The following is a 21362-nucleotide window of genomic DNA, read 5'->3' on the forward strand; positions in this document are numbered from 1 at the left end:
ACGATGCCCGTCTCCACCAAACGGTGTGTCTGCACCAAACGAAACCGGTTGCGCGCGTCGGCGGTGCGCGGCATCCTTCATTCTTTGACGGAGGTTTTCAATGAGCATCGCCCGCCTGCAGAAGGAACCGCTGACCAACCTGCCCTTTTACGAGGAGCGCGTCGATCTCGCTTGCGCCTTCCGTTGGACGGCGCGGCTCAACATGCATGAGGCGGTGGCCAATCACTTCTCGCTGGCCGTCAACGAGGACGGCTCGCAATTCCTGATGAATCCCAACCAGGTGCATTTCTCCCGCATCAAGGCGAGCGACCTGCTTTTGATCGACGCCAACGATCCCGAAACGCTGTCCGGCCCCAATGCGCCCGACCCGACAGCGTGGGGCCTGCACGGCGCCATCCATCGCAATGTACGCCATGCGCGCTGCGTCATGCATGTGCACTCGATCCACGCCACCGTGCTCGCCTCGCTCGCCGATTCGACCTTGCCGCCGATCGACCAGAACTCGGCGATCTTCTTCAACCGCCATGTCGTCGACGGCCATTATGGCGGGCTGGCCTTCGAGGAGGAGGGCGAACGCTGCTCGCAGCTTCTCGTAGATCCGAAGGTCAAGGTGATGGTCATGGGCAATCACGGCGTGCTGGTCATCGGCGACAGCGTCGCCGACACCTTCAACCGCATGTTCTATTTCGAGCGCGCCGCCGAGACCTACATCAAGGCGCTGTGGACCGGCCGCCCGCTGCGCGTGCTTTCCGACGAGATCGCCGAAAAATCGGCGCGCGAGCAGGAAGACTATCCAGGCCAGGCCGAAAGGCACCTTTCGGAGCTGAAAGCGATTCTCGACGAGCAGGAACCGGTCTACCGGAACTGACTATTTAAGCCCCAGTTCGGCCCGCAATTCCTCGGCGCTGTTGATGACGATGGCGCCGGGCGGTCCTTCCATCGGCGCCTCCGGCCAGAAGATCGTCTTCATCCCTGCCGCCAACCCGGCCATGGCGCCTGTCCGGCTGTCGTCGACTGCGACCGCTTGCGTGGGATCGACGCCGGCCAGCCAGGCGGCGCGCAGGAACGGCTCGGGATGCGGCTTGCCCTCGCGCACATCGTTACGGCTGATGGTTTTCATGCCGGGATAGGAAAGGCCAACCGCCCGCAGATTGGCGTCGACGATAAGCCGATCGGAATTGGACACCACCGCCTGTTCCACGCCAAGCGCGCGCAATTCGTTGAAGATCTCGATGGCGCCCGGACGCGGCACCAGCGTCTCGGCCATCGGCAGGTAGTGATCGTATTTGCGCACGATCCAGTCGTCGAACGGCAGGTCGAGACCGAACTCCTCGCGCAACATCTCATAGACCGGCCATGCCGCGACACCGAGCACCCGCTGATGCAGGTTGCTTGGAGGCGGGATGCCGACACTGTGCAGCGCCGCCACCAAGGCCGCCTCGTGCAGCGGCTCGCTGTCGACCAGCGTTCCGTCCATGTCCCAGAAAACCGCTTTTTGTGTCATGCGAGAATCCCTCTTTCGATCCCCATAACGGGTTTGCACCGGGAGATAAACTGTTGAGCCCGTCTATCCGCGATGTCGACGGGGCGATTGCCTCGTTGAACGATGCAAGCAATTGCTCTGGCGATAGACAATTGCGCACGGGGCAATTCCCTGCAAGACTATGGCATCTGTCCTGTGATGGGTGGAGGTGGGAGGACTGAAGTTGAATTCGCGGCAGGAAGGCAGCAGCAGGCTGGACGACGCGGCGCGCGCCGGCTGGCTCTATTATGTTGCCGGCAACACGCAGGACCAGATCGCCGCCACGCTCGGCATTTCCAGGCAGACCGCGCAACGGCTGGTGTCGTTGGCGGTGTCGGAAGGGTTGATCAAGGTGCGGGTCGATCATCCGATCGCCAATTGCCTCGACCTCGCTGCACGGCTGAAATCGCGCTTCGCGCTCGATCTGGTCGAGGTGGTGCCGAGCGATCCCGCCTCGTCCTCCACCACCATCGGCATCGCCGAGGCGGCGGCCGCCGAGATCGAGCGGCGGCTGAGGTCACCGGAGCCGATCGTCATGGCCATCGGCACCGGCCGCACGCTGAAGGCGGCCATCGAGCAGCTGCCGCCGATGGAATGCCCGCAGCACAAGGTGGTGTCGCTGACCGGCAACATCTCGCCCGACGGTTCGGCCGCTTTCTACAACGTCATCTTCACCATGGCCGACCGGGTCAAGGCGCGCTCCTTCCCGATGCCGCTGCCGGTCATCGCCTCCTCGCCGGAGGAGCGCGAGATGCTGCTCAACCAGCCGATGATCCAGCCGACACTGGCGCTTGCGGCGGAGGCCGACGTCACCTTCGTCGGCATTGGCGATCTCGGCCCCAGGGCGCCGCTTTACGAGGACGGCTTCATTTCCGAGAGCGAGCTGAAAGCGCTGCAAAAGGCAGGCGGTGTCGCCGAAATCGTCGGGTGGGTGTTCGACCGCGAAGGCCGGATGATCGAGGGCATCACCAATGAACGGGTGTCGTCGGCGGCATTGCCGTCGCGCGAAAAGTCGCTGGTGATCGCGCTCGCCATGGGCGAGCGCAAACTGCCGGGGATCCTTGCGGCGGTGAACCGGCGGCTGGTCAACGGCCTCATCACGGATGAGAAAACCGCCGCTGCCCTGCTGGCGGCAGGCTGATTTGGGATAAATCCAGCACGGCTATTGGCGCGGGCCGTATGGGTCGTTGCCGTCGAGAAAACCCATGTCGCGTTGCAGATGCGGCGGCAGTTCCCTGATGTCGAGATAGGTCCGTTTCCGCGCTACGTGCCGTGCAAATCCGCGCACCAACCGCGAAAACCAGCCGTGGCCTGGAGTGAGAAGCAGTTTTTCCTGGACCGTGGTCATGATCGTCAGCCTTCGCTATGAGGGATCTTCAATCACAAATATCGGCCTGGCGGCGCCTTGCCGCCAATCAAACGTCGATTACGGCCCATAAGGAGTCCTTATGCCCGAGCTCAATTCACGGCAAATCTCACAGCTCCCGCCGCTCGCCGCGATCCGGGTGTTCGAGGCGGTGGCGCGGCATCTGTCCTTCACCAAGGCAGCCGAGGAGCTCGGCATGACGCAGGCGGCGGCAAGCTACCAGATCAAGCTTTTGGAAGAGCGTGTCGGTGCGCCGCTGTTTTTGCGCCGTCCCAAGCAGATCGTGCTGACCGAGGCGGGGCAGCGCCTGGCGCCGTCGGTCAGCGAGGCCTTCGCTCTGTTGAGCGGCGCCTATGCCGCCGCGCGCAGCGGCGCCGACGGCGTGCTGTGCGTTTCGACGCTGCTGACCTTTGCCTCCAACTGGCTGGCCCGGCATCTCGGCTCTTTCCAGGTCGCGCATCCGTCGCTGGCGGTGCGTCTAGATACGTCGAACCGCCTTGTCGATTTCGCCCGCGAGGACATCGATATCGCCATCCGCTCCGGCGGCGGCGCCTGGCCGGGCGTCGAGGTGCACAAGCTTTTCAATGCGGATTTCACGCCGGTTCTGAGCCCGGCGCTGGCGGCCAGCATCGGCGGCGTCAGGGAACCTGCCGACCTGCTGCGCCTGCCGATCCTCGACCCCGGCGACATCTGGTGGCGGGACTGGTTTGTCGCCGCCGGCCTGCCGGTCGAGGAACTGGCAAAGCGCCCCGGCACCAGCATGGGCGCGCAGGCCTATGAGGCGAACGCCGCCATCGCCGGACAGGGCGTGGCCATTGTGACCAGGGCGCTGTTCAAGGCCGAGCTCGCCGATGGCCGCCTGATCCAGCCTTTCGACCTGGTCGGCGACGATGGCCACGCCTATTGGCTGGTCTATCCCCAGGCGCGGCGCAACGTGCCGAAGATCCGGGCCTTCCGCGACTGGATCCTGGCCGAGATCGCCCGGCAACAGGCAGGCTAGAGTCGGATGATTTCAGGTCAAATCGACCTGAAATCTGAATCCGGCTCTAAATCAAAGAGATAGAGCATGATGTCGTCCGAAAACCGCTTCATACTTTTCGGGACCATCTTCCGATAGCCCCAAAACGTCAGGCGCGAGTTGCCTTCGGCCTCTTTGTGCTGCGCTGCAGCAACGAATCCGGCTTGACATAATTAACGGAGAGTGAGTAATTGCCCAAAGCCAAGGCAAATGCTCAACTTGGTTTATGGGAGGAATTGATGAAACTTCGCACGCTCACCCTGGGCCTGTTGTCGGCCAGCGCCCTTGCATTCGCCGCGCATGCCGAATCCATCACCATCGCCACGGTCAACAATGGCGACATGGTCCGCATGCAGAAGCTGACCGACGACTTCACCAAGGCTAACCCCGATATCCAGCTCAACTGGGTCACGCTCGAGGAAAACGTCCTGCGCGAGCGCGTCACCACCGACATCGCCACCAAGGGCGGTCAGTATGACGTGATGACCATCGGCACCTACGAAGTGCCGATCTGGGCCAAGCAGAGCTGGCTGTTGGCGCTCGACAAGCTCGGCGACGACTATGACGCCAAGGACATTATCCCGGCCATTGCCGGCGGCCTCTCGGTCGACGGCAAACTCTATGCCGCGCCTTTTTACGGCGAAAGCTCCTTCGTCATGTACCGCAAGGACCTGATGGAGAAGGCCGGGCTGACCATGCCCGACGCGCCGACCTGGGACTTCATCAGGCAGGCCGCCGACAAGATGACCGACCGCGCCAATGGCGTGAACGGCGTCTGCCTGCGCGGCAAGGCCGGCTGGGGCGAGAACATGGCCTTCCTGACCGCCATGTCGAACTCCTTCGGCGCTCGCTGGTTCGACGAGAACTGGAAGCCGCAGTTCGACCAGCCGGAATGGAAGAACACGCTTCAATTCTATGTCGACCTGATGAAGGCCGACGGCCCCGAGGGCGCCTCGTCCAACGGCTTCAACGAGAATCTGGCGCTGTTCCAGCAAGGCAAATGCGGCATGTGGATCGACGCCACGGTCGCCGCCTCCTTCGTCTCCGACCCGAAGAACTCGACGGTTGCCGACAAGGTCGGCTATGCGCTGGCGCCCGACAACGGGCTCGGCAAGCGCGGCAACTGGCTATGGGCCTGGTCACTGGCCATTCCCGCCGGCACGCAGAAGGCGGAAGCGGCGGAGAAGTTCGTCGCCTGGGCAACGAGCAAGCACTATGCCGAACTCGTCGCTTCGAAGGAAGGCTGGGCCAATGCTCCGCCCGGAACGCGCTCCTCGCTCTACGCCAATCCCGAGTACCAGAAGGCAGCGCCCTTCGCCAAGATGACGCTGGACTCCATCAACGCCGCTGATCCGACGCACCCGACTGTCAAGCCGGTGCCCTATGTCGGCGTCCAGTTCGTCGCCATCCCCGAATTCCAGGGACTTGGCACCACCGTCGGCCAGCTCTTCTCGGCGGCACTCGCCGGCCAGTCGAGCGTCGACGATGCCTTGAAGCAGGCTCAGGACGCCGCCACCGCGACGATGACCGAGGGCGGCTACATCCAGTAAGGCTCCTCCCGGTGCCGAGCCGGTAGCGCATCGCGACCGGCTCCACCGTGACCAGCAGGGCGGCCGCCCGAGTCCCAGTTCGGGCGGCCACCTTCACCACCTGAAAATTGTGGCTGACCTTTGAAGGGTGACCGTCATGGCTACTCAGCAGACCCGTTCGCTTGCCCGCTTCATGATGGCGCCATCCGTGGTGCTGCTGTTCGTCTGGATGATTGTGCCGCTGGCCATCACCATTTGGTTCTCCTTCCAGCAATACAATCCGCTGAACCCGATCCGCGACGGCTTCATCGGCTTTTCCAACTACGCGCTGTTCTATTCCAACCCGGCCTTCCTGCAGTCGATCATCAACACGCTTGTCCTCGTGGGCAGCGTTCTGTTGATCACCGTGATCGGCGGCATCGCGCTCGCGCTGCTGATCGACCAGCCGATGTGGGGGCAGGGGATCGTCCGCATCCTCGTCATCTCGCCGTTCTTCGTCATGCCGCCGGTTGCGGCCCTTGTGTGGAAGAACATGATCATGCATCCGCAATACGGCGTCTTTGCCGACATTGCGCGCTTCTTCGGCGGACAGCCGATCGACTGGTTCGGGCAATATCCGCTGACCGCAATCATCATCATCGTGGCCTGGCAGTGGCTGCCATTTGCGACGCTGATCCTGCTGACCTCCCTTCAATCACTTGATGGCGAGCAGAAGGAAGCCGCCGAGATGGACGGCGCCGGCTTCGTCAGCCGCTTCATCTACCTGACGCTGCCGCACATGTCGCGCGCCATCACCGTGGTGATCCTGATCCAGACGATCTTCCTTCTGTCGGTCTATGCCGAAATCCTCGTCACCACCAATGGCGGCCCGGGCTACGCTTCCACCAACCTGCCCTTCCTCGTCTACCAGAAGGCGCTGCTCGAGTTCAAAATCGGCCAGGCATCCGCCGGCGGCGTGATCGCCGTCATTCTCGCCAACATCGTTGCCTTCTTCGCCATGCGCGCCGTCGGCAAGAACCTGGACAAATAGGGAGGATAAGATGGCACGTGCAGTCACACCCCAGCACAAGACGATCGCGACCGCGGCCGCCTGGATCGTCGCCCTGCTGATCTTCTTCCCGATCCTCTATACGGTCATCACCTCGTTCAAGTCGGAACAGGAGGCGATCCAGGGCTTCAACCTGTTCCCGTCGGGGACCACGGAAAGCTATTCCGAGGTCCAGGCGCAGAGCGGCTATTTCAAGTTCTTCCTCAACTCGGTGCTGTTGTCGGTCGGCTCGACCATCCTGGCCTTGCTTGTCGCCATACCGGCGGCATGGTCGATGGCCTTCTCGCCGACCAAGCGCACCAAGGACATCCTGATGTGGATGCTGTCCACAAAGATGATGCCGGCGGTCGCCGTGCTGTTCCCGATCTACCTGATCTTCCGCGATGCCGGATTGCTCGACAGCCGCATCGGCCTGATGATCATGCTGATGCTGATCAACCTGCCGATCGTGGTGTGGATGCTCTACACCTACTTCCGCGAAATCCCGGGCGAGATCCTGGAAGCGGCGCGCATGGACGGCGCCTCGCTGTGGAACGAGATCGTCTATGTGCTGACGCCGATGGCGGTGCCGGGCATTGCCTCGACGATGCTTCTCAACATCATCCTGGCCTGGAACGAGGCGTTCTGGACCATCCGGCTGACCACCACCGAAGCCGCGCCGCTCACCGCCTTCATCAGCTCCTTCTCCAGCCCGCAAGGCCTGTTCTGGGCCAAGCTGTCGGCGGCCTCGACGCTGGCGATCGCGCCGATCCTGATCATGGGCTGGTTCAGCCAGAAGCAGCTCGTGCGCGGCCTGACATTTGGTGCCGTGAAATAGGGACGTTGCCCGAAGCATCTGGCGAAAAATAACCCCTCGGGGAGGAAACCATGGGAAACATCACGCTCAAGAACGTCTCCAAGTCCTTCGGGTCGACGGTCATCATCCCGGGCATCGATCTGGTGATCGAGAATGGCGAGTTCGTCGTCTTCGTCGGACCGTCGGGCTGCGGCAAGTCCACGCTGTTGCGCCTGATCGCCGGGCTGGAGGACACCAGCGGCGGCACCATCAACATCGACGGCCGTGACGTGACCGGCGAAGCGCCGGCCAAGCGCAAGCTCGCCATGGTGTTCCAGTCCTATGCGCTCTACCCGCATATGACGGTGGCCAAGAACATCGCCTTCCCGCTGAAAATGGCGGGCGAGGACCAGGCGACCATCGACAGGAAGGTGAAGGACGCCGCGCGTGTGCTGAACCTCACCAACTATCTCGAGCGTCGTCCCGGCCAGCTTTCCGGCGGCCAGCGCCAGCGCGTAGCCATCGGCCGCGCCATCGTGCGCCAGCCTTCGGCCTTCCTGTTCGACGAGCCGCTGTCCAACCTCGATGCGGCGCTGCGCGGCACCATGCGCCTCGAGATCAGCGAACTGCACCATCAGCTCAAGACGACGATGATCTACGTCACCCACGACCAGGTCGAGGCGATGACCATGGCCGACAAGATCGTCGTGCTCAACGCCGGCAACATCGAGCAGGTCGGCTCGCCGATGGAGCTTTACAAGACGCCACACAACCTGTTCGTCGCCGGTTTCATCGGCTCGCCCAAGATGAACCTGATCGAAGGTGCGCCGGCGGCCAAATATGGCGCCAAGACCGTCGGCATCCGGCCCGAGCACATGAACATCTCGACCAATTCGGGCGACTGGAAAGCCACGGTCGGTGTCGCCGAGCACCTCGGCTCCGACACCTTCCTGCATGTGCAGGCAGACGGCGTAGGGCCGCTAACGGTGCGTGCCGACGGCGAACTGGCCGTTCATCACGGCGACACGATCTATCTGACACCCGACAAGGCGAAGTTGCACCGCTTCGGTGCCGACGGAAAGGCGCTGGCACAGTGAGACTGAAGGGCAAATCGGCGCTGATCACCGGGTCGGCACGCGGCATCGGCAAGGCCTTCGCCGAAGCCTATGTTCGCGAAGGCGCCACGGTGGCGATTGCCGACATCAATCTCGAAGCGGCGGAAAAGACCGCGTCGGAGATCGGCAAAAACGCCTATGCGCTCAGGCTCGACGTCGCCGACCTGTCCTCGATCGAGGCGGCGATCAAGGCGGTCGAGGCCAGGACCGGCGGGTTGGACATACTGATTAACAACGCCGCGCTCTTCGACCTGGCGCCGATCGTCGAGATCACCAAGGCGAGCTACGAAAAGCTGTTTTCCGTCAATGTCGGCGGCACGCTGTTCATGCTGCAGGCCGCGAGCCGCGCAATGATCGCCCGGGGCAAGGGCGGCAAGATCATCAACATGGCGAGCCAGGCCGGCCGGCGTGGCGAGCCTCTGGTCGCCGTTTATTGCGCCACCAAGGCCGCCGTCATTTCGCTCACCCAGTCAGCCGGGCTCGCCCTGATCAAGCACCGCATCAATGTCAACGGCATCGCGCCCGGCGTCGTCGACAGCGACATGTGGGACGAGGTCGATGCGCTGTTCGCCAAATACGAGAACCGGCCGAAGGGCGAGAAGCGGCGGCTGGTCGGCGAAGGCGTGCCTTACGGCCGCATGGGTAAGCCGGAAGACCTGACAGGCATGGCCGTGTTCCTGGCCAGTGACGAGGCCGACTACATCGTCGCCCAGACCTACAATGTCGACGGCGGCCAGTGGATGAGTTGAGGGGGGTGAGGGCGCTCTTCTCTCCGTCCCTCCACGGGGAGAAGAGCCGTCCCGCCAAAGGGTAAAAGCAGATGACCGTGAAGCTCTCTTCGTCAATCCTCGCCAATCTTCCCGCCAAGGTTGCTGGCCCGAAATACGATCGCGCTGCGCTGAAGGCCGGTATCGTGCATTTCGGCGTCGGCAATTTCCATCGCTCGCATCAGGCCGTCTATCTCGACGATCTGTTCAATTCGGGTGCCGGCCATGACTGGGCGATTGTCGGCGCCGGCGTATTCGCCGGCGAGAAGGTCGGCCGTGGCAAGCTTGAAGAGCAGGACTGGCTGACCACTGTCGTCGAGCAGGATAGCGGCCATATGAGCGCCCGCGTCACCGGCGTCATGATCGACTTCCTGATGCCGGGCGATGCCGAAGCGATCATCGAGCAGCTTGCCGATCCGGCAATCAGGATCGTGTCGCTGACCATCACCGAGGGCGGCTACTTCATCGACCCCGCGTCGGGCCTGTTCAATCCCGCCCATTCCGACATCGTCGCCGACGCTCAGCCGGGTGCTGTACCGAAGACTGTCTTCGGCATCATCCTTGCCGGCCTTGTGCGCCGTCGCGATGACGGCATCGTGCCGTTCACGGTCATGTCCTGCGACAACATCCCTCACAATGGCCACGTCACATCCGATGGCGTCATCGGCCTCGCCCGCCTGATCGATGAGGATCTCGCCGACTGGATCGGCCAGAACGTCGCCTTCCCGAATGGCATGGTCGACCGCATCACCCCGGCCACCACCGATCGCGAGCGCGGCATATTGGCAAACGAGTTCGGCCTTGAGGACAACTGGCCGGTCTTCTGCGAGCCGTTCCGGCAATGGGTGCTGGAGGATCATTTCACCGACGGCAGGCCACCGCTGGAAAAGGTCGGCGTGCAGTTCGTCAGGGATGTCGCGCCCTATGAGCTGATGAAGATCCGCATCCTCAATGGCGGCCATGCGACCATTGCCTATCCGGCAGGCCTGATGGATATCCATTTCGTCCACGAGGCGATGCAGGAGCCGCTGGTGCGCGGCTTTCTCGCCAAGCTGGAGCACGATGAGATCATCCCGACGGTGCCGCCGGTGCCGGACACGAAGCTGGAAGACTACTACGAGCTGATCGAGAGCCGCTTCTCCAACCCGAAGATCGGCGACACCATCCGCAGGCTTTGTCTGGACGGCTCCAACCGCCAACCGAAATTCATAATTCCGACCATTGCTGACCGGCTGAAGGCGGGAAAGAGTATCACCGGTCTCGCGCTGGAATCGGCGCTCTGGTGCCGTTATTGCTTCGGCACGACGGATAGCGGCGCCGTCATCGAGCCCAACGATCCGAGCTGGGACCGGCTGCAGACGACGGCAAAAGCGGCAAAGGATGCGCCGGCCGCCTGGCTTGCCATGGAGGACATCTATGGTGACGTCGGCCGCTCGGCGCCTTTCGCCGAAGCCTTCGCGCGCGCGCTCGAGCTGCTCTGGGCGAACGGAGCGCGCGCGACGCTGACGCAGTACCTCGCCGGCAAGCTCTGAGATCGGCCACCGCGATGGCGCCCGAACTGGTCATCTTCGACTGTGACGGCGTACTGGTCGACAGCGAGGCGCTGTCGGTCGCCGCACTTCTCGGCATGATCGCGCTCGCCGGCGGTACGGTCGGCGAGGATGCGGCCTACGAGCATTTCCTCGGCAGGAGCATGAAGAGCGTCCGCGAAATCCTCGGCCGTGACTTCGGGCTCGACATCACCGACGGGCATCTCACCGCGATGCGCGTCGAGCTGATGCGCAAGTTTCGCGAGGAGCTGAAGCCGATGCCCGGCATCACGGAAGTATTGCCCAGGCTCGGCGTGCCATACTGCGTCGCCTCATCCGGTACGCTCGATCGTATCCGCTATGCGCTCGACATAACCGGGCTGCTCGGGCTCATGGAGCCGCATCTGTTCAGCGCCGCCATGGTCGCGCGCGGCAAACCCGCGCCCGACCTCTTCCTCCACGCCGCAGCCAGCATGCGGGCACATCCGAGCAACTGCCTCGTCGTCGAGGACAGTCCGGCCGGCATCGCGGCGGCGCGGGAGGCGGGCATGCGCGTCTTTGCCTTCACCGGCGGCTCGCATGCCGGCAACCCGGCCTTGAAAGCGCGGCTTGCGTCGAGTGAGCCGGACTTTATATTCGCTGACATGCTGCAATTGCCCGATCTGATTGCAGGCCTGGGAGCGAGAGTAAAAGCATCTTGACCAACAGTTTCGTTTGCGCGGTCGACGTCGGCACCGGGAGCGCCCGTGCGGGCATTCTCGACACCAAAGGCACCTTGCTCGGCCGCGCCGAGCATCCGATCGCCATGAACCAGCCCAAGGCCGATCATGCCGAGCACAATTCCGAGGACATCTGGTCGGCGGTCTGTCTTGCCGTACGCGCCGCGCGCGAAAAATCGGGCGTGACGGCGAACGACATTGTCGGCATCTCCTTCGATGCCACCTGCTCACTGGTCGTGCGGGACAGGGACGGCGGCCAGCTCAGCGTATCGGTGTCAGGCGAAAGGCGCTGGGACACCATCGTCTGGCTCGACCACCGCGCCATTGCCGAGGCCGACGAATGCACCAAAAGCGGCCATGCCGTGCTCGACTATATCGGCGGCGTCATGTCGCCGGAGATGGCGACGCCGAAGCTGATGTGGCTGAAGCGCAACCTGCCCGGCACATGGAATGAAGCCGGCTACCTTTTTGATCTTACCGATTTCCTCACCTGGAAAGCGACGGGGTCGCTTGCCCGCTCGCAATGCACGCTGACCGCGAAATGGACCTATCTGGCGCATGAGGAAACCGGTTGGCGGCGCGACTTCTTCGAGACGGTGGGGCTAGCGGATCTCTTCCAGCACGGCAATCTGCCGGAGAAGGCAAGCCCGGTAGGGACCGATATAGGCGCTCTCTCTGCCGAAGCGGCGGCGGAGCTTGGCCTGACCGAAAAGTGCCGGGTGGGAGCCGGCGTCATCGATGCCTATGCCGGCGCGCTCGGCGTGCTCGGCGGCTTCGCTGGCGATGACAAGAATATCGGCCGGCACCTGGCATTGATCGCTGGAACATCCTCCTGCGTCATGGCGATGTCGCCCGACCCGCAGCCCTTCGCCGGCGTCTGGGGCCCGTATTATGGCGCGGCCCTTCCCGGCCTGTGGCTGTCGGAAGGCGGCCAGTCGGCTACCGGCGCGCTGCTCGACCATATCATCCGCTGGCATGGCGCCGGCGGCGAGCCGGACGCCGCCATGCATGCCAGGATCGCCCGGCGTGTCGCCGAACTGCGCGCCGCCGACGGCGAAAACCTGGCGGCAAGGCTGCATGTGCTGCCGGATTTCCACGGCAACCGCTCGCCGCTCGCCGACCCGCATGCGGTCGGCGTCATCAGCGGGCTGACGCTCGATTCCTCCTTCGACAGCCTGTGCAAGCTCTATTGGCGCACCGCCGTCGGCATCGCGCTTGGCGTGCGCCATGTGCTGGAGGCGCTGAACGAGAACGGCTATCTGATCGACACGCTGCATGTCACCGGCGGCCACACCAAGAACCCGCTTCTGATGGAGCTTTATGCCGACGCCACCGGCTGCACCGTGGTCGAGCCGCTCGCCGACGAGGCGGTGCTGCTCGGCACCGGCATGGTGGCTGCCACCGCCGCCGGGCTTTTTCCCAGCGTGAATGCTGCTTGCGTCGCCATGCAGCAGGGCGGCAAGAAGCGGCTGTCGAATCCGGCAGCCAGCGGCCGTTTCGATCGCGATTACCGCGTGTTCCTCGAGATGCACCGGCAGAGGCAGGCGCTCGACGAGATCAGGTAGTTTCGCGCTATCTCTGGTTCCAGCGCCGGACGACCGGCTCGCCAGGGTCGTGCTCGTAGCCGAGCACGCTTATGCTGGCGGTATCCAGGACGAAGAGAGCGCCGCCTTGCGGCGGCAGGCCGACCCAGCGCGCCGCCAGCACCCGCAGGAAATGCGCGCTTGAAAACACCAGCACATTGCCATTGACGGAGCGCAGTTCGCTGACGATCCGGTCCGCCCTCGCGCCCGCATCCTGCGCCATCTCGCCGTCTGGACAGCCGTCGCGGAAAAGCTGCCAGCCCGGCCGCTCGGCAAGGATCTGCTTCGTGGTCAGCCCTTCGTAGGCGCCATAATCCCACTCCGCCAGGTCCGGCTTTTTCAGCCCGGCCGCACCGAAGCCGGCCAGCGCGCAGGTCCTGAAGGCGCGCTGCGAGGGGCTCGACCAGACGGCCTGGAACGACAGGCCCTGCAGGCGCTCACCGACCCGCCGGGCGGCCTCCTCGCCGGCAGGCGTCAACGGTATGTCGGTCCGTCCCGTGTGCTTTCCCGACGCGCTCCATTCGGTCTCGCCGTGCCGAACCAGGGTGATTTCCGCAAACGCGCTCATCCGCATGCCTTTCGATGGCAGCTCCGGCAGGACTGCCGGTGACGCAAACCATAGCGGCTTCCGCGGCGCCGCCAAAGAGCGTGTTTGAAAATCGCTCCGCATGCTGGCTTAACCCTTGCCGATACCAGCCTCTTGCCACGGCAGCTCATTTCGTGGACAAGCCATGCCGTTAATGCGGAATCCGGACCGACCACGGTCATTTTCCGCGCTGAGACGCGGCTTCCGGCTTTTTTCGCCGACGCGCCGCAATCGGATAGGCGAAACAATGTCTGTGATGGAAGCCGGCGCTTGCGCACCGGAAAATCCTTGGCGTCAGGAAATCAGGGCGATGCTGGCGCTCGCCTGGCCGATGGTGCTGACCAATCTCGGGCAGACCGCGATGACCGCCACCGACGTCATGATGATGGGCCGGCTGGGGCCGGACACGCTGGCCAGCGGCGCGCTCGGCGCCAATCTCTATTTCATGCCGATGATCTTCGGGCTCGGCCTGATGCTGGCGACCTCGCCGATGATGGCGACCGAGCTTGGCCGCCGCCGCCATTCCGTGCGCGACCTGCGCCGCACCGTGCGGCAGGGCCTGTGGCTGGCGATCCTCATCTCGATCCCGATCTGGATCTTTCTCTGGCACGGCGAGCCAATTCTGCTCGCCATGGGCCAGGAGCCGGCGCTGGCGCATCAGGCCGGCATCTACCTGCGCTGGCTCGAATGGGCGGTGCTGCCCTTCTACGGCTATATCGTGCTGCGTTCGTTCATTTCGGCGCTGGAGCGGCCGGGCTGGGCGCTGGTCATCGTATTCGTTGCCGTCGCCTGCAATGTCCTCTTCAACTGGATGTTCATGTTCGGCAATCTCGGCGTGCCGGCGATGGGCATTGCCGGGTCCGGCCTGGCCACCACGCTGTCCAGTATGCTGATGTTCGCCGGCATGGCGGCGGTGCTGTTGCTCGAGCCGAAGTTTCGCCGCTACCGCATGTTCGGGCGCTTCTGGCGGGCCGACTGGCCGCGCTTCAAGGGGCTGCTGCTGCTCGGCCTGCCGATCGCCGGCATCCTTGCCTTCGAGGTGACGATCTTCAACGCGGCGGCCCTGCTCATGGGCCTGATCGATGCGGACTCGCTTGCCGCGCACGCCATCGCCATCCAGATCGCCTCGATCTCCTTCATGGTGCCGCTCGGCCTCAATCAGGCGGCGACCGTGCGCGTCGGGCTGGCACACGGTGCCGGCAATCGGGAAGGCGTTTCCCGCGCCGGCTGGACCGCCTTCGTCATCGGCGTGTCCTTCATGGCGCTGACGGGACTGGTGATGATCCTGTGGCCGCGGCTCTTGATCAGCGCCTTCATCAATCTCGGCAATCCGGCCAATACGAGAGTAATCGCCCTTGCCGTATCATTTCTGGCCTTTGCCGCGCTTTTCCAGATTTTCGACGGCGCGCAGGCCGTGGCCGCCGGCATGCTGCGCGGCCTGCACGACACCAAGGTGCCGATGATCTACGCCGCGATCGGCTATTGGGGCGTCGGCCTGCCGCTCGGCGTGCTGCTGGCGTTCGATTTCGGTTTCAACGGTGTCGGCATCTGGATCGGCCTGTCGTCGGGATTGGCCGCGGTGGCGGCGCTGCTCATGGTCCGCTGGCTGCGGCGCGACCGCATCGCGCCGCCGCTGGCGTTTGGTCATTGATGGCCCCGGCTGACGGTTCGTCCGGTGGTCGGCCGGTCCTCGCCACGAGGGCTCAGCTTCTGCGAACTGCGTTGGCCCGACGCCAGGCGGCGGGCGGAACGCCGTATTCGCGCTTGAAGGCCCTGTTGAAGGCTTCTTCGGATTCGTAGCCTACTTCGTAGGCGATCCAGGCGATGGGATTGGCCGTTTCCTTCAACTGCGCCGAGGCCTGCTCGAACCTCTGCCGGGCAAGGTAGCGCATCGGCGGTTCGCCGATGGCGCGCGTGAAGCGCTCCGCGAAGGCCGAGCGGGAAACGGCCAGTTCGCGCGCGAGATCCTCGGTTGTCCATCGCCGCGCGATCTGCGCGTGCAGAATTCCCAGCGCGCGACCGATCACGGGGTCCTGCATCCCCGCTGCCCAAGCATTCGCGGAGGGCGGTTGGGAGGCGAGGTAACGGCGGACCGCTTCCATGAACAGCAGTTCGGCGAGCTTCGCGAGGATCATCGGCGAATTGGCCTGCCCGGCCGCGAGTTCCCTTGCAGCAAACTGGAATGTGCCCTTGATCCAGTCTCCCGAGGCGCCGTCGGCAGCGTTGAGCTTGAGCACGCTCGGCAGCAGTGTGATGAGTGCGTTGTGTGGAAGGTCATTGCCAAGGAAGCCGCACAGGATCGTGGTCCGCTCGCCGCCGCCGCCATAAACGATCTTCGCCAGCCCGCCTTCAGGCGCCTCCTGGATCAGATGGTCGGCATTGACCGGCCGGAGGCTCGCAGCACTCGCGATGACATGGTGGTCGTTGCGCGGCAGGACGACTATCTCGCCGCTCTCGACCTCCACCGGCCGCTGATCGCCGACCGTCAGCAGGCACCGACCCTCAGTGACGTAGTGATAGGCGATGATGTGCCGGGGCTCGGTCGTGAACGGGACGCAATCCTCCGGCGCGACCTTTGCCGACACGCACCACGGTGCGGAGAACTGCGCGTCGAGGAAGATGCCGCCGGTAAGGCGCATCGCCCGCAGCATGTCCATGAGAGCATCCATGGAGGTTCCCTCCAGTAAAGCCGGCGGATCGGTCAAGAATTTCGGCGCATCGCTCATTATCCCTAGCGACGCGCCGGACTATCCAGACATCGAAGCCGCCATGCCAGCCGACGGACTTGATGTCCGGACGGTCGGGTGACGTTGTGGTTCTTTTATACACATCATTGAAGGAAATTCCGATCATGCTTACTGACCAGCAAGGCAATGTGCTCTCCGGAGCGACAGCCGAGGCCTCTGGCCTGTTCGACCGGGCCGTCGAGGCGTTCAACATCTATCGCGGCGATCCAGTCGGCCTACTTGAGCAGGCCATCGAGGTCGCACCCGATTTTGCGATGGCGCATATCGTGAAGGCGCATCTGCTGGGTCTGACGACCGAACCGGAGGCGACGCGCGATGCCAAGGCAATCCTCGGCACGGTGAAGTCGTTGCGGCTTTCAGAACGCGAGACCTCGCATGTCGCGGTCCTCGACCTGCTGGTCGAGGGAGAGTGGACAGCGGCTGCGACGGCGTTAGATCGCCATAATGCGGACTTTCCGCATGACATCGTTGCGCTCCAGTCGGGCCATCTGGTGGATTTCAGCCGAGCCAATGCGCGCAGCCTGCGCGACCGCATCGCGCGCGTGCTGCCGAAATGGTCTGCTGACATGCCAGGCTACTCGATCCTGCTCGGCATGCATGCGTTTGGGCTCGAGGAGACCGGAGACTATGCACGCGCCGAGGAAGCCGGCCGCCGCGCCATCGACCTTCAGCCGCTCGACTGCTGGGCCCATCATGCCGTTGCCCACGTCATGGAGATGCAGGGCCGCGCCGAGGACGGCATCGGCTGGATGATCGCGCGCGAACCGCACTGGTCGGGCGACGACAATTTCTTCAAGGTCCACAACTGGTGGCATCGGTCGCTATGCCATCTCGATCTCGGCCAAGCCGACGAGGTGCTGGCGCTCTATGATGGGCCGATTCGGCAGGACCGCAGCATGGTCGCGCTCGACATGGTCGACGCCTCGGCGCTGCTCTGGCGGCTGCATCTGAGCGGCCATGATGTCGGCGACCGCTGGCAGGAACTGGCGGCGGGCTGGGACGACCACGCCGACGGAGGCACCTATCCGTTTAACGACTGGCATGCGGTCATGGCCTATCTCGGTGCGGGCCGCACAAGCGAAATCGACCGCATCGCCAACGCATACCGGACCAGTGCCGCTGCATCCGAGACCGCCGGCTGGGGCAAGGTGACCGCCCTGCCTCTGGTGGATGGGTTCACGGCGTTCTGGCGCGGTGACTACGAAGCGGCGGCGGGCCACCTGCATGGCGCGCGCTCTATCGCCAATTCCTTTGGCGGCAGCCACGCCCAGCGCGACATCGTCGATTGGACCCTGACGGAAGCGACGGTACGCGGCGGTATGACCAGCATGGCCGAAGCGCTCGCCAGCGAGCGCCTGGCGCTGAAGCCGCACAGCCCGGTCAACCGTTCGTTCCTGCGCCGCGCGCAGGCGAATGCGCCGGGGATCCGGAAGGTGGCCTGAGCAATGCCCAAATTCCTGCAATCCATGTTCGGACGCCGGCAAGTCATGCGCAGGCGCCGGCGCTCTCACCGCGAGTTGCGCGCCACCTTTGACCTGCTCAATGATCACACCCTGAAGGACATCGGCCTTCGACGGTCACGATCCGCCGGCGATCGCTGGCTGTAGCGCATCGTCGAAGAAGCCCTCCGGGCGCGTCCGCCCGGAGGCAAGCGGGCAGCGGCTTCCAGGCATGCCTCCCGCGATCAGAACGGCCCGTTTCCGCAGATGGAAGTCGTAGCCCATGGCACGGACCTGAAGACGGTCCGGGTCTCCCCTTCCCATGCCTTCGAACCACGCCAAGGAGCCGAACCATGACCACCGGGAATGCCCGAGCAGCCACGATAGCCCTGTTGTCGGCACTTATCCTGCTGACTGCCTTCATCGCGCATGTCTGGCTGTTCGCCGGACCCATCGTTGACATGCGCCTCTAGCCCGGACCGTTCAAGGGACAATCAGGCCGAACGCCACATCCCTCACCAACGCCGCACGCAAACAGGCCTCGCGAAAGGAACGATCATGCCGAAAGACACAGCGATGACACGGTACATCATCCGCCATGCCCGCCCGTCAGACATTCCGGCAATGCGGGCTATGCAGGAGCGCTCAATGTGGGTTCTCGGCGGCAATTTCTACACCGCGGACCAGATCGCCGACTTCCTGACCTTGTTCGGCACGATGGATGATGCCGTGGTGTTTGAAGGGCACTATTTCGTGGCCGAGGATCGCCATGGCGCGATCCTCGGCAGCGGCGGCTGGACGCGTTCGCGACCGGGCTATGCCCAGGGGCTTGGCGCATGCGAAACTCTATTCGATGTGCAGACCGTGCGCAGCGTGTTTGTCGATCCGGCCGCCACACGCCGCGGTATCGCATCAGCAATCATGAACCGGACAGAACGGGACGCCCTCCAGCACGGTGTCGATACGCTCCATCTCACGGCCACGCTCTCCGGCGTCGCACTCTACGAAGCGCTCGGCTATCAGATGGAAGAAGCCACGGAGTTGAGCTTCCCGAACCAAACCCGCTTCGGTTGCATCAGGATGGAGAAGTCGTTGGCAAAGCTCAGGATCCGAGCTGCCTAAGGGCCGGATCGCAGGACAGCATGCGCCTCGCCGCGCGTGCACGCTGCTGGCCCTTGGATGGCGCAATCGGCGGGTTGCTTCCTGGTGAGCTCCAGCCTCATGCGAGTCTTCCCATCAAGGTCTGTAAATCGCACAATCACGGTCCGCGGTTCGCTATCGCCGATGTCTGCTATTGGGTTGTGGCAAAGGCGGGATGGCTTCCCAGCTTGTAGTCGCCATCTACGCAGGTCAACGCAACATGCTTTCGGATCAATGGCCGGCCGCCCGCCGTTCCAGCGAACGCGCATACTGCGTCAGCGGGAAGCACAGGGCGAAGAAGATCAGCGCCACCAGCCCGTAGACCTTGAACGGCTCGAAGGTCGCGTTGTTGATCGCGTTGGAGGTTCTCACCAGCTCCTCGAAGCCGATGATCGAGGTCAGCGCCGTCGACTTGATCAGCTGCACCAGGAAGCCGACGGTCGGCGCGCGGGTGATCGAGAACGCCTGCGGCAGGATGATCAGCCTCAGTTCCTGGAGATAGTGCAGACCGAGGCTGGCGCCGGCGTCCCACTGGCCGCGCGGCAGCGCATCGACGCCGCTGCGCCAGATCTCGGCCAGATAGGCACTGGCGAAGAAGGTCAGGCCAAGTGCCGCCGCAGTCCACGGCTCGATGCGCAGGCCGAGCATCGGCAGGCCGAAGAACATCAGGAAGAGCTGCATCAGCAGCGGCGTTCCCTGGAACAGCGCGATATAGCCCGAGGCAATGCGCCGGGCCCATTTATTCTCGGCGATACGGAAGAACAGGACGACCATGCCGACCACGCCGCCGCCGACGAAGGCGGCCAGCGACAGAAGCACGGTCCAGCGCGCCGCCAAGAGAAGGTTGCGCAAAATGTCCCAGAAGGTGAATTCGATCATGACACGCCGGCTCCCAGAACCTTGCGCCCGCCTGTTACCAGCAGCCGGCGCAGCCCCATCGACAAGACGAGATAGACCATCGTCACCACGAGGTAGGTCTCGAAGGCGCGGAATGTGCGCGCCTGCAGCATGTCGGCCTCATAGGTCAGCTCACGCACCGCGATCTGCGACACGACGGCCGATTCCAGCATCATGATGATGATCTGGCTGGTCAGCGCCGGGTAGATGACCTTGAGCGCCTGCGGCAGCACGATCTTGACGAACACCTGGCGTGGCCTGAGCCCAAGCGCGAGTGCGGCTTCCGTCTGCCCGCGCGGCACCGCGTCCAGCCCGGCGCCGACAATCTCGATTGTGTAGGCCGCCATGTTGAGCGTCATCGCCAGCATGGCGGCCAGGATCGGATCGAGCCTGATGCCGATGCTTGGCAGGCCGAAGAAGATGAAGAAGAGTTGCACCAGGAACGGGGTGTTGCGCATCACCTCGACGTAGACGCCGATAGCCCGCCTGAGCAGGGCGGGGCCGTTTCGCCGCCCCGCCGCGCCGAGGATGCTGAGGAACGTGCCCGCCAGCGTGGTCACCACGATCAACAGGATGGTCGTGGCTGCACCGCGCGCGATCGCGCCCACAGCACCCGCAAGCCAGCCGAAGTCGAGGCCGTAGCCCATCGCAATGGTCCTGTCGCGCCAGAGTATGATCCCCCAAATGGAGCTCATCCCGATTTCATCGGGATGGAACAGGCTCCGGAGATCAGTCCTTGAGGTTGTCGGGGTTGAGTGGCGTCTTCAGCCAGGCCTTCGAGCTCTCGTCCAGTCTGCCGTCGGCCAGCATCTTGGCGACCGCGTCGTTGACCGCTTGCTTCAACCGGCCCTCGCTCTTGTTGAGGCCGATATGCGAAGGCGAGGTCAGCAGCTGGAATTTCTGCTCCGGCTTCAGCGCCTCCTGGCGCGCAAGCACCTGGGCGCCGACATCGTTGCCGACGACCATCAGCTGGGTCTGGCCCGAGATGAAGGCCTGGATGACGGAATTGTAGTTGTCGAAGCGGCGGATGTCGGCTGAAGCCGGTGCAGCCTCGGTCAGCGAAGTATCCTCAAGCGTGCCGCGGTTGACGGCGATCGACTTGTCGGCAAGGTCCTCCTTGCCTTTGACCGCAAGTGCGGCCGGGCCGATGACGGCGATGTAGTAGGGGGCGTAGGCGGCGGCAAAATCGATCACCTGCTCGCGTTCCTTGGAGTAGCCGACGCTCATCAGTATGTCGACGCGCTTGTCGGTGAGGTACGGGATTCGGTTCTGGCCGGTGACGCTGACCAAATTGAGCTTGACCTTCAGGGAATCGGCGATGGCCTGCGCCACGTCGACGTCATAGCCCTTGATGCTCATGTCGGCGCTGGCCGAGGAGAAGGGCGGAAAGTCCGAGAATATGCCGACATTGATGGCGCCGGCCTTGGCGATGTCGTCGACCGCGTCGGCACTGGCCTGGCTGGCGAAACCAAGGCCGGCGAGCATCAGCGCCGCGGCGATGGATGATTTCAGCTTCATGTGAAGTGTCATTGTCGTTCCCCTGCTGGAAGCTTGTTTGTTTGTGATCGGTCGCCGGCTCCAG

At 63.9% G+C, this 21362-nt stretch carries 23 protein-coding genes; 16 read left to right on the forward strand and 7 right to left on the reverse strand.

Translation table 11 applies throughout. The annotated features are described in order from the left end of the window. Nucleotides 1-100 precede the first annotated feature (100 nt). The gene (locus CN311_RS02100; RefSeq protein ID WP_097571773.1) at nt 101-868 is read left to right on the forward strand and encodes a class II aldolase and adducin N-terminal domain-containing protein; all 768 of its coding nucleotides are present in this window, start codon (nt 101-103) and stop codon (nt 866-868) included. Here the strand turns inward: CN311_RS02100 and CN311_RS02105 are convergent, their stop codons facing one another. Then, nucleotides 869-1504, reverse strand: coding sequence for an HAD family hydrolase (locus tag CN311_RS02105; protein WP_097571774.1), 636 nt, complete (start codon nt 1502-1504; stop codon nt 869-871). A gap of 202 nt (nt 1505-1706) precedes the next feature. On the opposite strand from CN311_RS02105, the gene CN311_RS02110 reads away from it, so the two are divergent. Beyond that, entirely contained in the window at nt 1707-2663 is a 957-nt protein-coding gene (locus CN311_RS02110; protein ID WP_097571815.1) for a sugar-binding transcriptional regulator, read from the forward strand. 21 nt (nt 2664-2684) lie between these two features. Here the strand turns inward: CN311_RS02110 and CN311_RS02115 are convergent, their stop codons facing one another. Continuing rightward, nucleotides 2685-2870 carry a hypothetical protein gene (locus tag CN311_RS02115; RefSeq protein ID WP_097571775.1) on the reverse strand — a complete coding sequence of 62 codons (186 nt, stop codon included), beginning with the start codon at nt 2868-2870 and terminating at the stop codon, nt 2685-2687. A gap of 100 nt (nt 2871-2970) precedes the next feature. Between CN311_RS02115 and gcvA the strand changes: the two genes are divergently transcribed. The 9 genes from gcvA to CN311_RS02160 all read left to right on the forward strand — a co-directional run bounded on the left by gcvA (nt 2971) and on the right by CN311_RS02160 (nt 12953). Then, the gene (gcvA, locus tag CN311_RS02120) at nt 2971-3888 is read left to right on the forward strand and encodes a transcriptional regulator GcvA (RefSeq protein WP_097571776.1); all 918 of its coding nucleotides are present in this window, start codon (nt 2971-2973) and stop codon (nt 3886-3888) included. A 257-nt stretch (nt 3889-4145) separates the two neighbouring features. After that, nucleotides 4146-5456 carry an ABC transporter substrate-binding protein gene (locus CN311_RS02125; protein WP_097571777.1) on the forward strand — a complete coding sequence of 437 codons (1311 nt, stop codon included), beginning with the start codon at nt 4146-4148 and terminating at the stop codon, nt 5454-5456. Nucleotides 5457-5592: 136 nt separating this feature from the next. Next, nucleotides 5593-6465 (forward strand): carbohydrate ABC transporter permease, encoded by an 873-nt coding sequence (locus tag CN311_RS02130; protein WP_097571778.1) that lies wholly within the window; start codon nt 5593-5595, stop codon nt 6463-6465. Between the two features lie 10 nt (nt 6466-6475). Next, entirely contained in the window at nt 6476-7300 is an 825-nt protein-coding gene (locus CN311_RS02135; RefSeq protein WP_097571779.1) for a carbohydrate ABC transporter permease, read from the forward strand. Between the two features lie 50 nt (nt 7301-7350). After that, entirely contained in the window at nt 7351-8355 is a 1005-nt protein-coding gene (locus tag CN311_RS02140) for an ABC transporter ATP-binding protein (RefSeq protein ID WP_097571780.1), read from the forward strand. Then, nucleotides 8352-9122, forward strand: a complete 771-nt coding sequence (locus tag CN311_RS02145) for an L-iditol 2-dehydrogenase (RefSeq protein ID WP_097571781.1) — start codon at nt 8352-8354, stop codon at nt 9120-9122. The genes CN311_RS02140 and CN311_RS02145 overlap by 4 nt, the downstream gene beginning before the upstream one ends. Nucleotides 9123-9193: 71 nt before the next feature. Further along, nucleotides 9194-10672: a mannitol dehydrogenase family protein gene (locus CN311_RS02150; protein WP_097571782.1), complete on the forward strand. Its 1479-nt coding sequence runs from the start codon at nt 9194-9196 to the stop codon at nt 10670-10672. Nucleotides 10673-10686: 14 nt separating this feature from the next. Then, entirely contained in the window at nt 10687-11370 is a 684-nt protein-coding gene (locus CN311_RS02155; RefSeq protein WP_097571783.1) for an HAD family hydrolase, read from the forward strand. Then, nucleotides 11367-12953 carry an FGGY-family carbohydrate kinase gene (locus tag CN311_RS02160; protein WP_097571784.1) on the forward strand — a complete coding sequence of 529 codons (1587 nt, stop codon included), beginning with the start codon at nt 11367-11369 and terminating at the stop codon, nt 12951-12953. The genes CN311_RS02155 and CN311_RS02160 overlap by 4 nt, the downstream gene beginning before the upstream one ends. Nucleotides 12954-12960: 7 nt before the next feature. Here the strand turns inward: CN311_RS02160 and CN311_RS02165 are convergent, their stop codons facing one another. Beyond that, nucleotides 12961-13539 carry a histidine phosphatase family protein gene (locus CN311_RS02165; protein ID WP_097571816.1) on the reverse strand — a complete coding sequence of 193 codons (579 nt, stop codon included), beginning with the start codon at nt 13537-13539 and terminating at the stop codon, nt 12961-12963. 265 nt (nt 13540-13804) lie between these two features. Between CN311_RS02165 and CN311_RS02170 the strand changes: the two genes are divergently transcribed. Then, entirely contained in the window at nt 13805-15208 is a 1404-nt protein-coding gene (locus CN311_RS02170; protein WP_097571785.1) for an MATE family efflux transporter, read from the forward strand. A 52-nt stretch (nt 15209-15260) separates the two neighbouring features. Here the strand turns inward: CN311_RS02170 and CN311_RS02175 are convergent, their stop codons facing one another. Beyond that, on the reverse strand, nt 15261-16226 hold the full coding sequence (locus CN311_RS02175; protein ID WP_097571817.1) for an AraC family transcriptional regulator: 966 nt from the start codon (nt 16224-16226) through the stop codon (nt 15261-15263). Between CN311_RS02175 and CN311_RS32825 the strand changes: the two genes are divergently transcribed. The 4 genes from CN311_RS32825 to CN311_RS02190 all read left to right on the forward strand — a co-directional run bounded on the left by CN311_RS32825 (nt 16225) and on the right by CN311_RS02190 (nt 18865). Next, a complete protein-coding gene (locus CN311_RS32825) occupies nt 16225-16365 on the forward strand; it encodes a hypothetical protein (RefSeq protein ID WP_208866403.1) in 141 nt (46 codons plus the stop codon). The genes CN311_RS02175 and CN311_RS32825 overlap by 2 nt on opposite strands. A gap of 43 nt (nt 16366-16408) precedes the next feature. Further along, nucleotides 16409-17746: a tetratricopeptide repeat protein gene (locus CN311_RS02180; protein ID WP_097571818.1), complete on the forward strand. Its 1338-nt coding sequence runs from the start codon at nt 16409-16411 to the stop codon at nt 17744-17746. Nucleotides 17747-17749: 3 nt separating this feature from the next. Then, entirely contained in the window at nt 17750-17911 is a 162-nt protein-coding gene (locus CN311_RS02185) for a DUF1127 domain-containing protein (protein WP_097571786.1), read from the forward strand. A 480-nt stretch (nt 17912-18391) separates the two neighbouring features. Beyond that, complete coding sequence (locus tag CN311_RS02190) at nt 18392-18865, forward strand: GNAT family N-acetyltransferase (protein ID WP_165779554.1); 474 nt, start codon at nt 18392-18394, stop codon at nt 18863-18865. A gap of 249 nt (nt 18866-19114) precedes the next feature. Here CN311_RS02190 and CN311_RS02195 read toward each other — a convergent pair whose 3' ends face one another. The 3 genes from CN311_RS02195 to CN311_RS02205 form a co-directional block, all read right to left on the reverse strand. Further along, entirely contained in the window at nt 19115-19762 is a 648-nt protein-coding gene (locus tag CN311_RS02195; protein WP_097571788.1) for an amino acid ABC transporter permease, read from the reverse strand. Beyond that, nucleotides 19759-20427 carry an amino acid ABC transporter permease gene (locus tag CN311_RS02200; RefSeq protein ID WP_097571819.1) on the reverse strand — a complete coding sequence of 223 codons (669 nt, stop codon included), beginning with the start codon at nt 20425-20427 and terminating at the stop codon, nt 19759-19761. Before CN311_RS02200 ends, CN311_RS02195 begins: the two co-directional genes overlap by 4 nt. A gap of 82 nt (nt 20428-20509) precedes the next feature. Beyond that, nucleotides 20510-21310, reverse strand: coding sequence for a transporter substrate-binding domain-containing protein (locus CN311_RS02205; RefSeq protein WP_097571789.1), 801 nt, complete (start codon nt 21308-21310; stop codon nt 20510-20512). Nucleotides 21311-21362: the final 52 nt, after the last annotated feature.

Origin of the sequence: Mesorhizobium sanjuanii, assembly GCF_002529485.1 — a bacterium.
Taxonomy (GTDB): domain Bacteria; phylum Pseudomonadota; class Alphaproteobacteria; order Rhizobiales; family Rhizobiaceae; genus Mesorhizobium; species Mesorhizobium sanjuanii.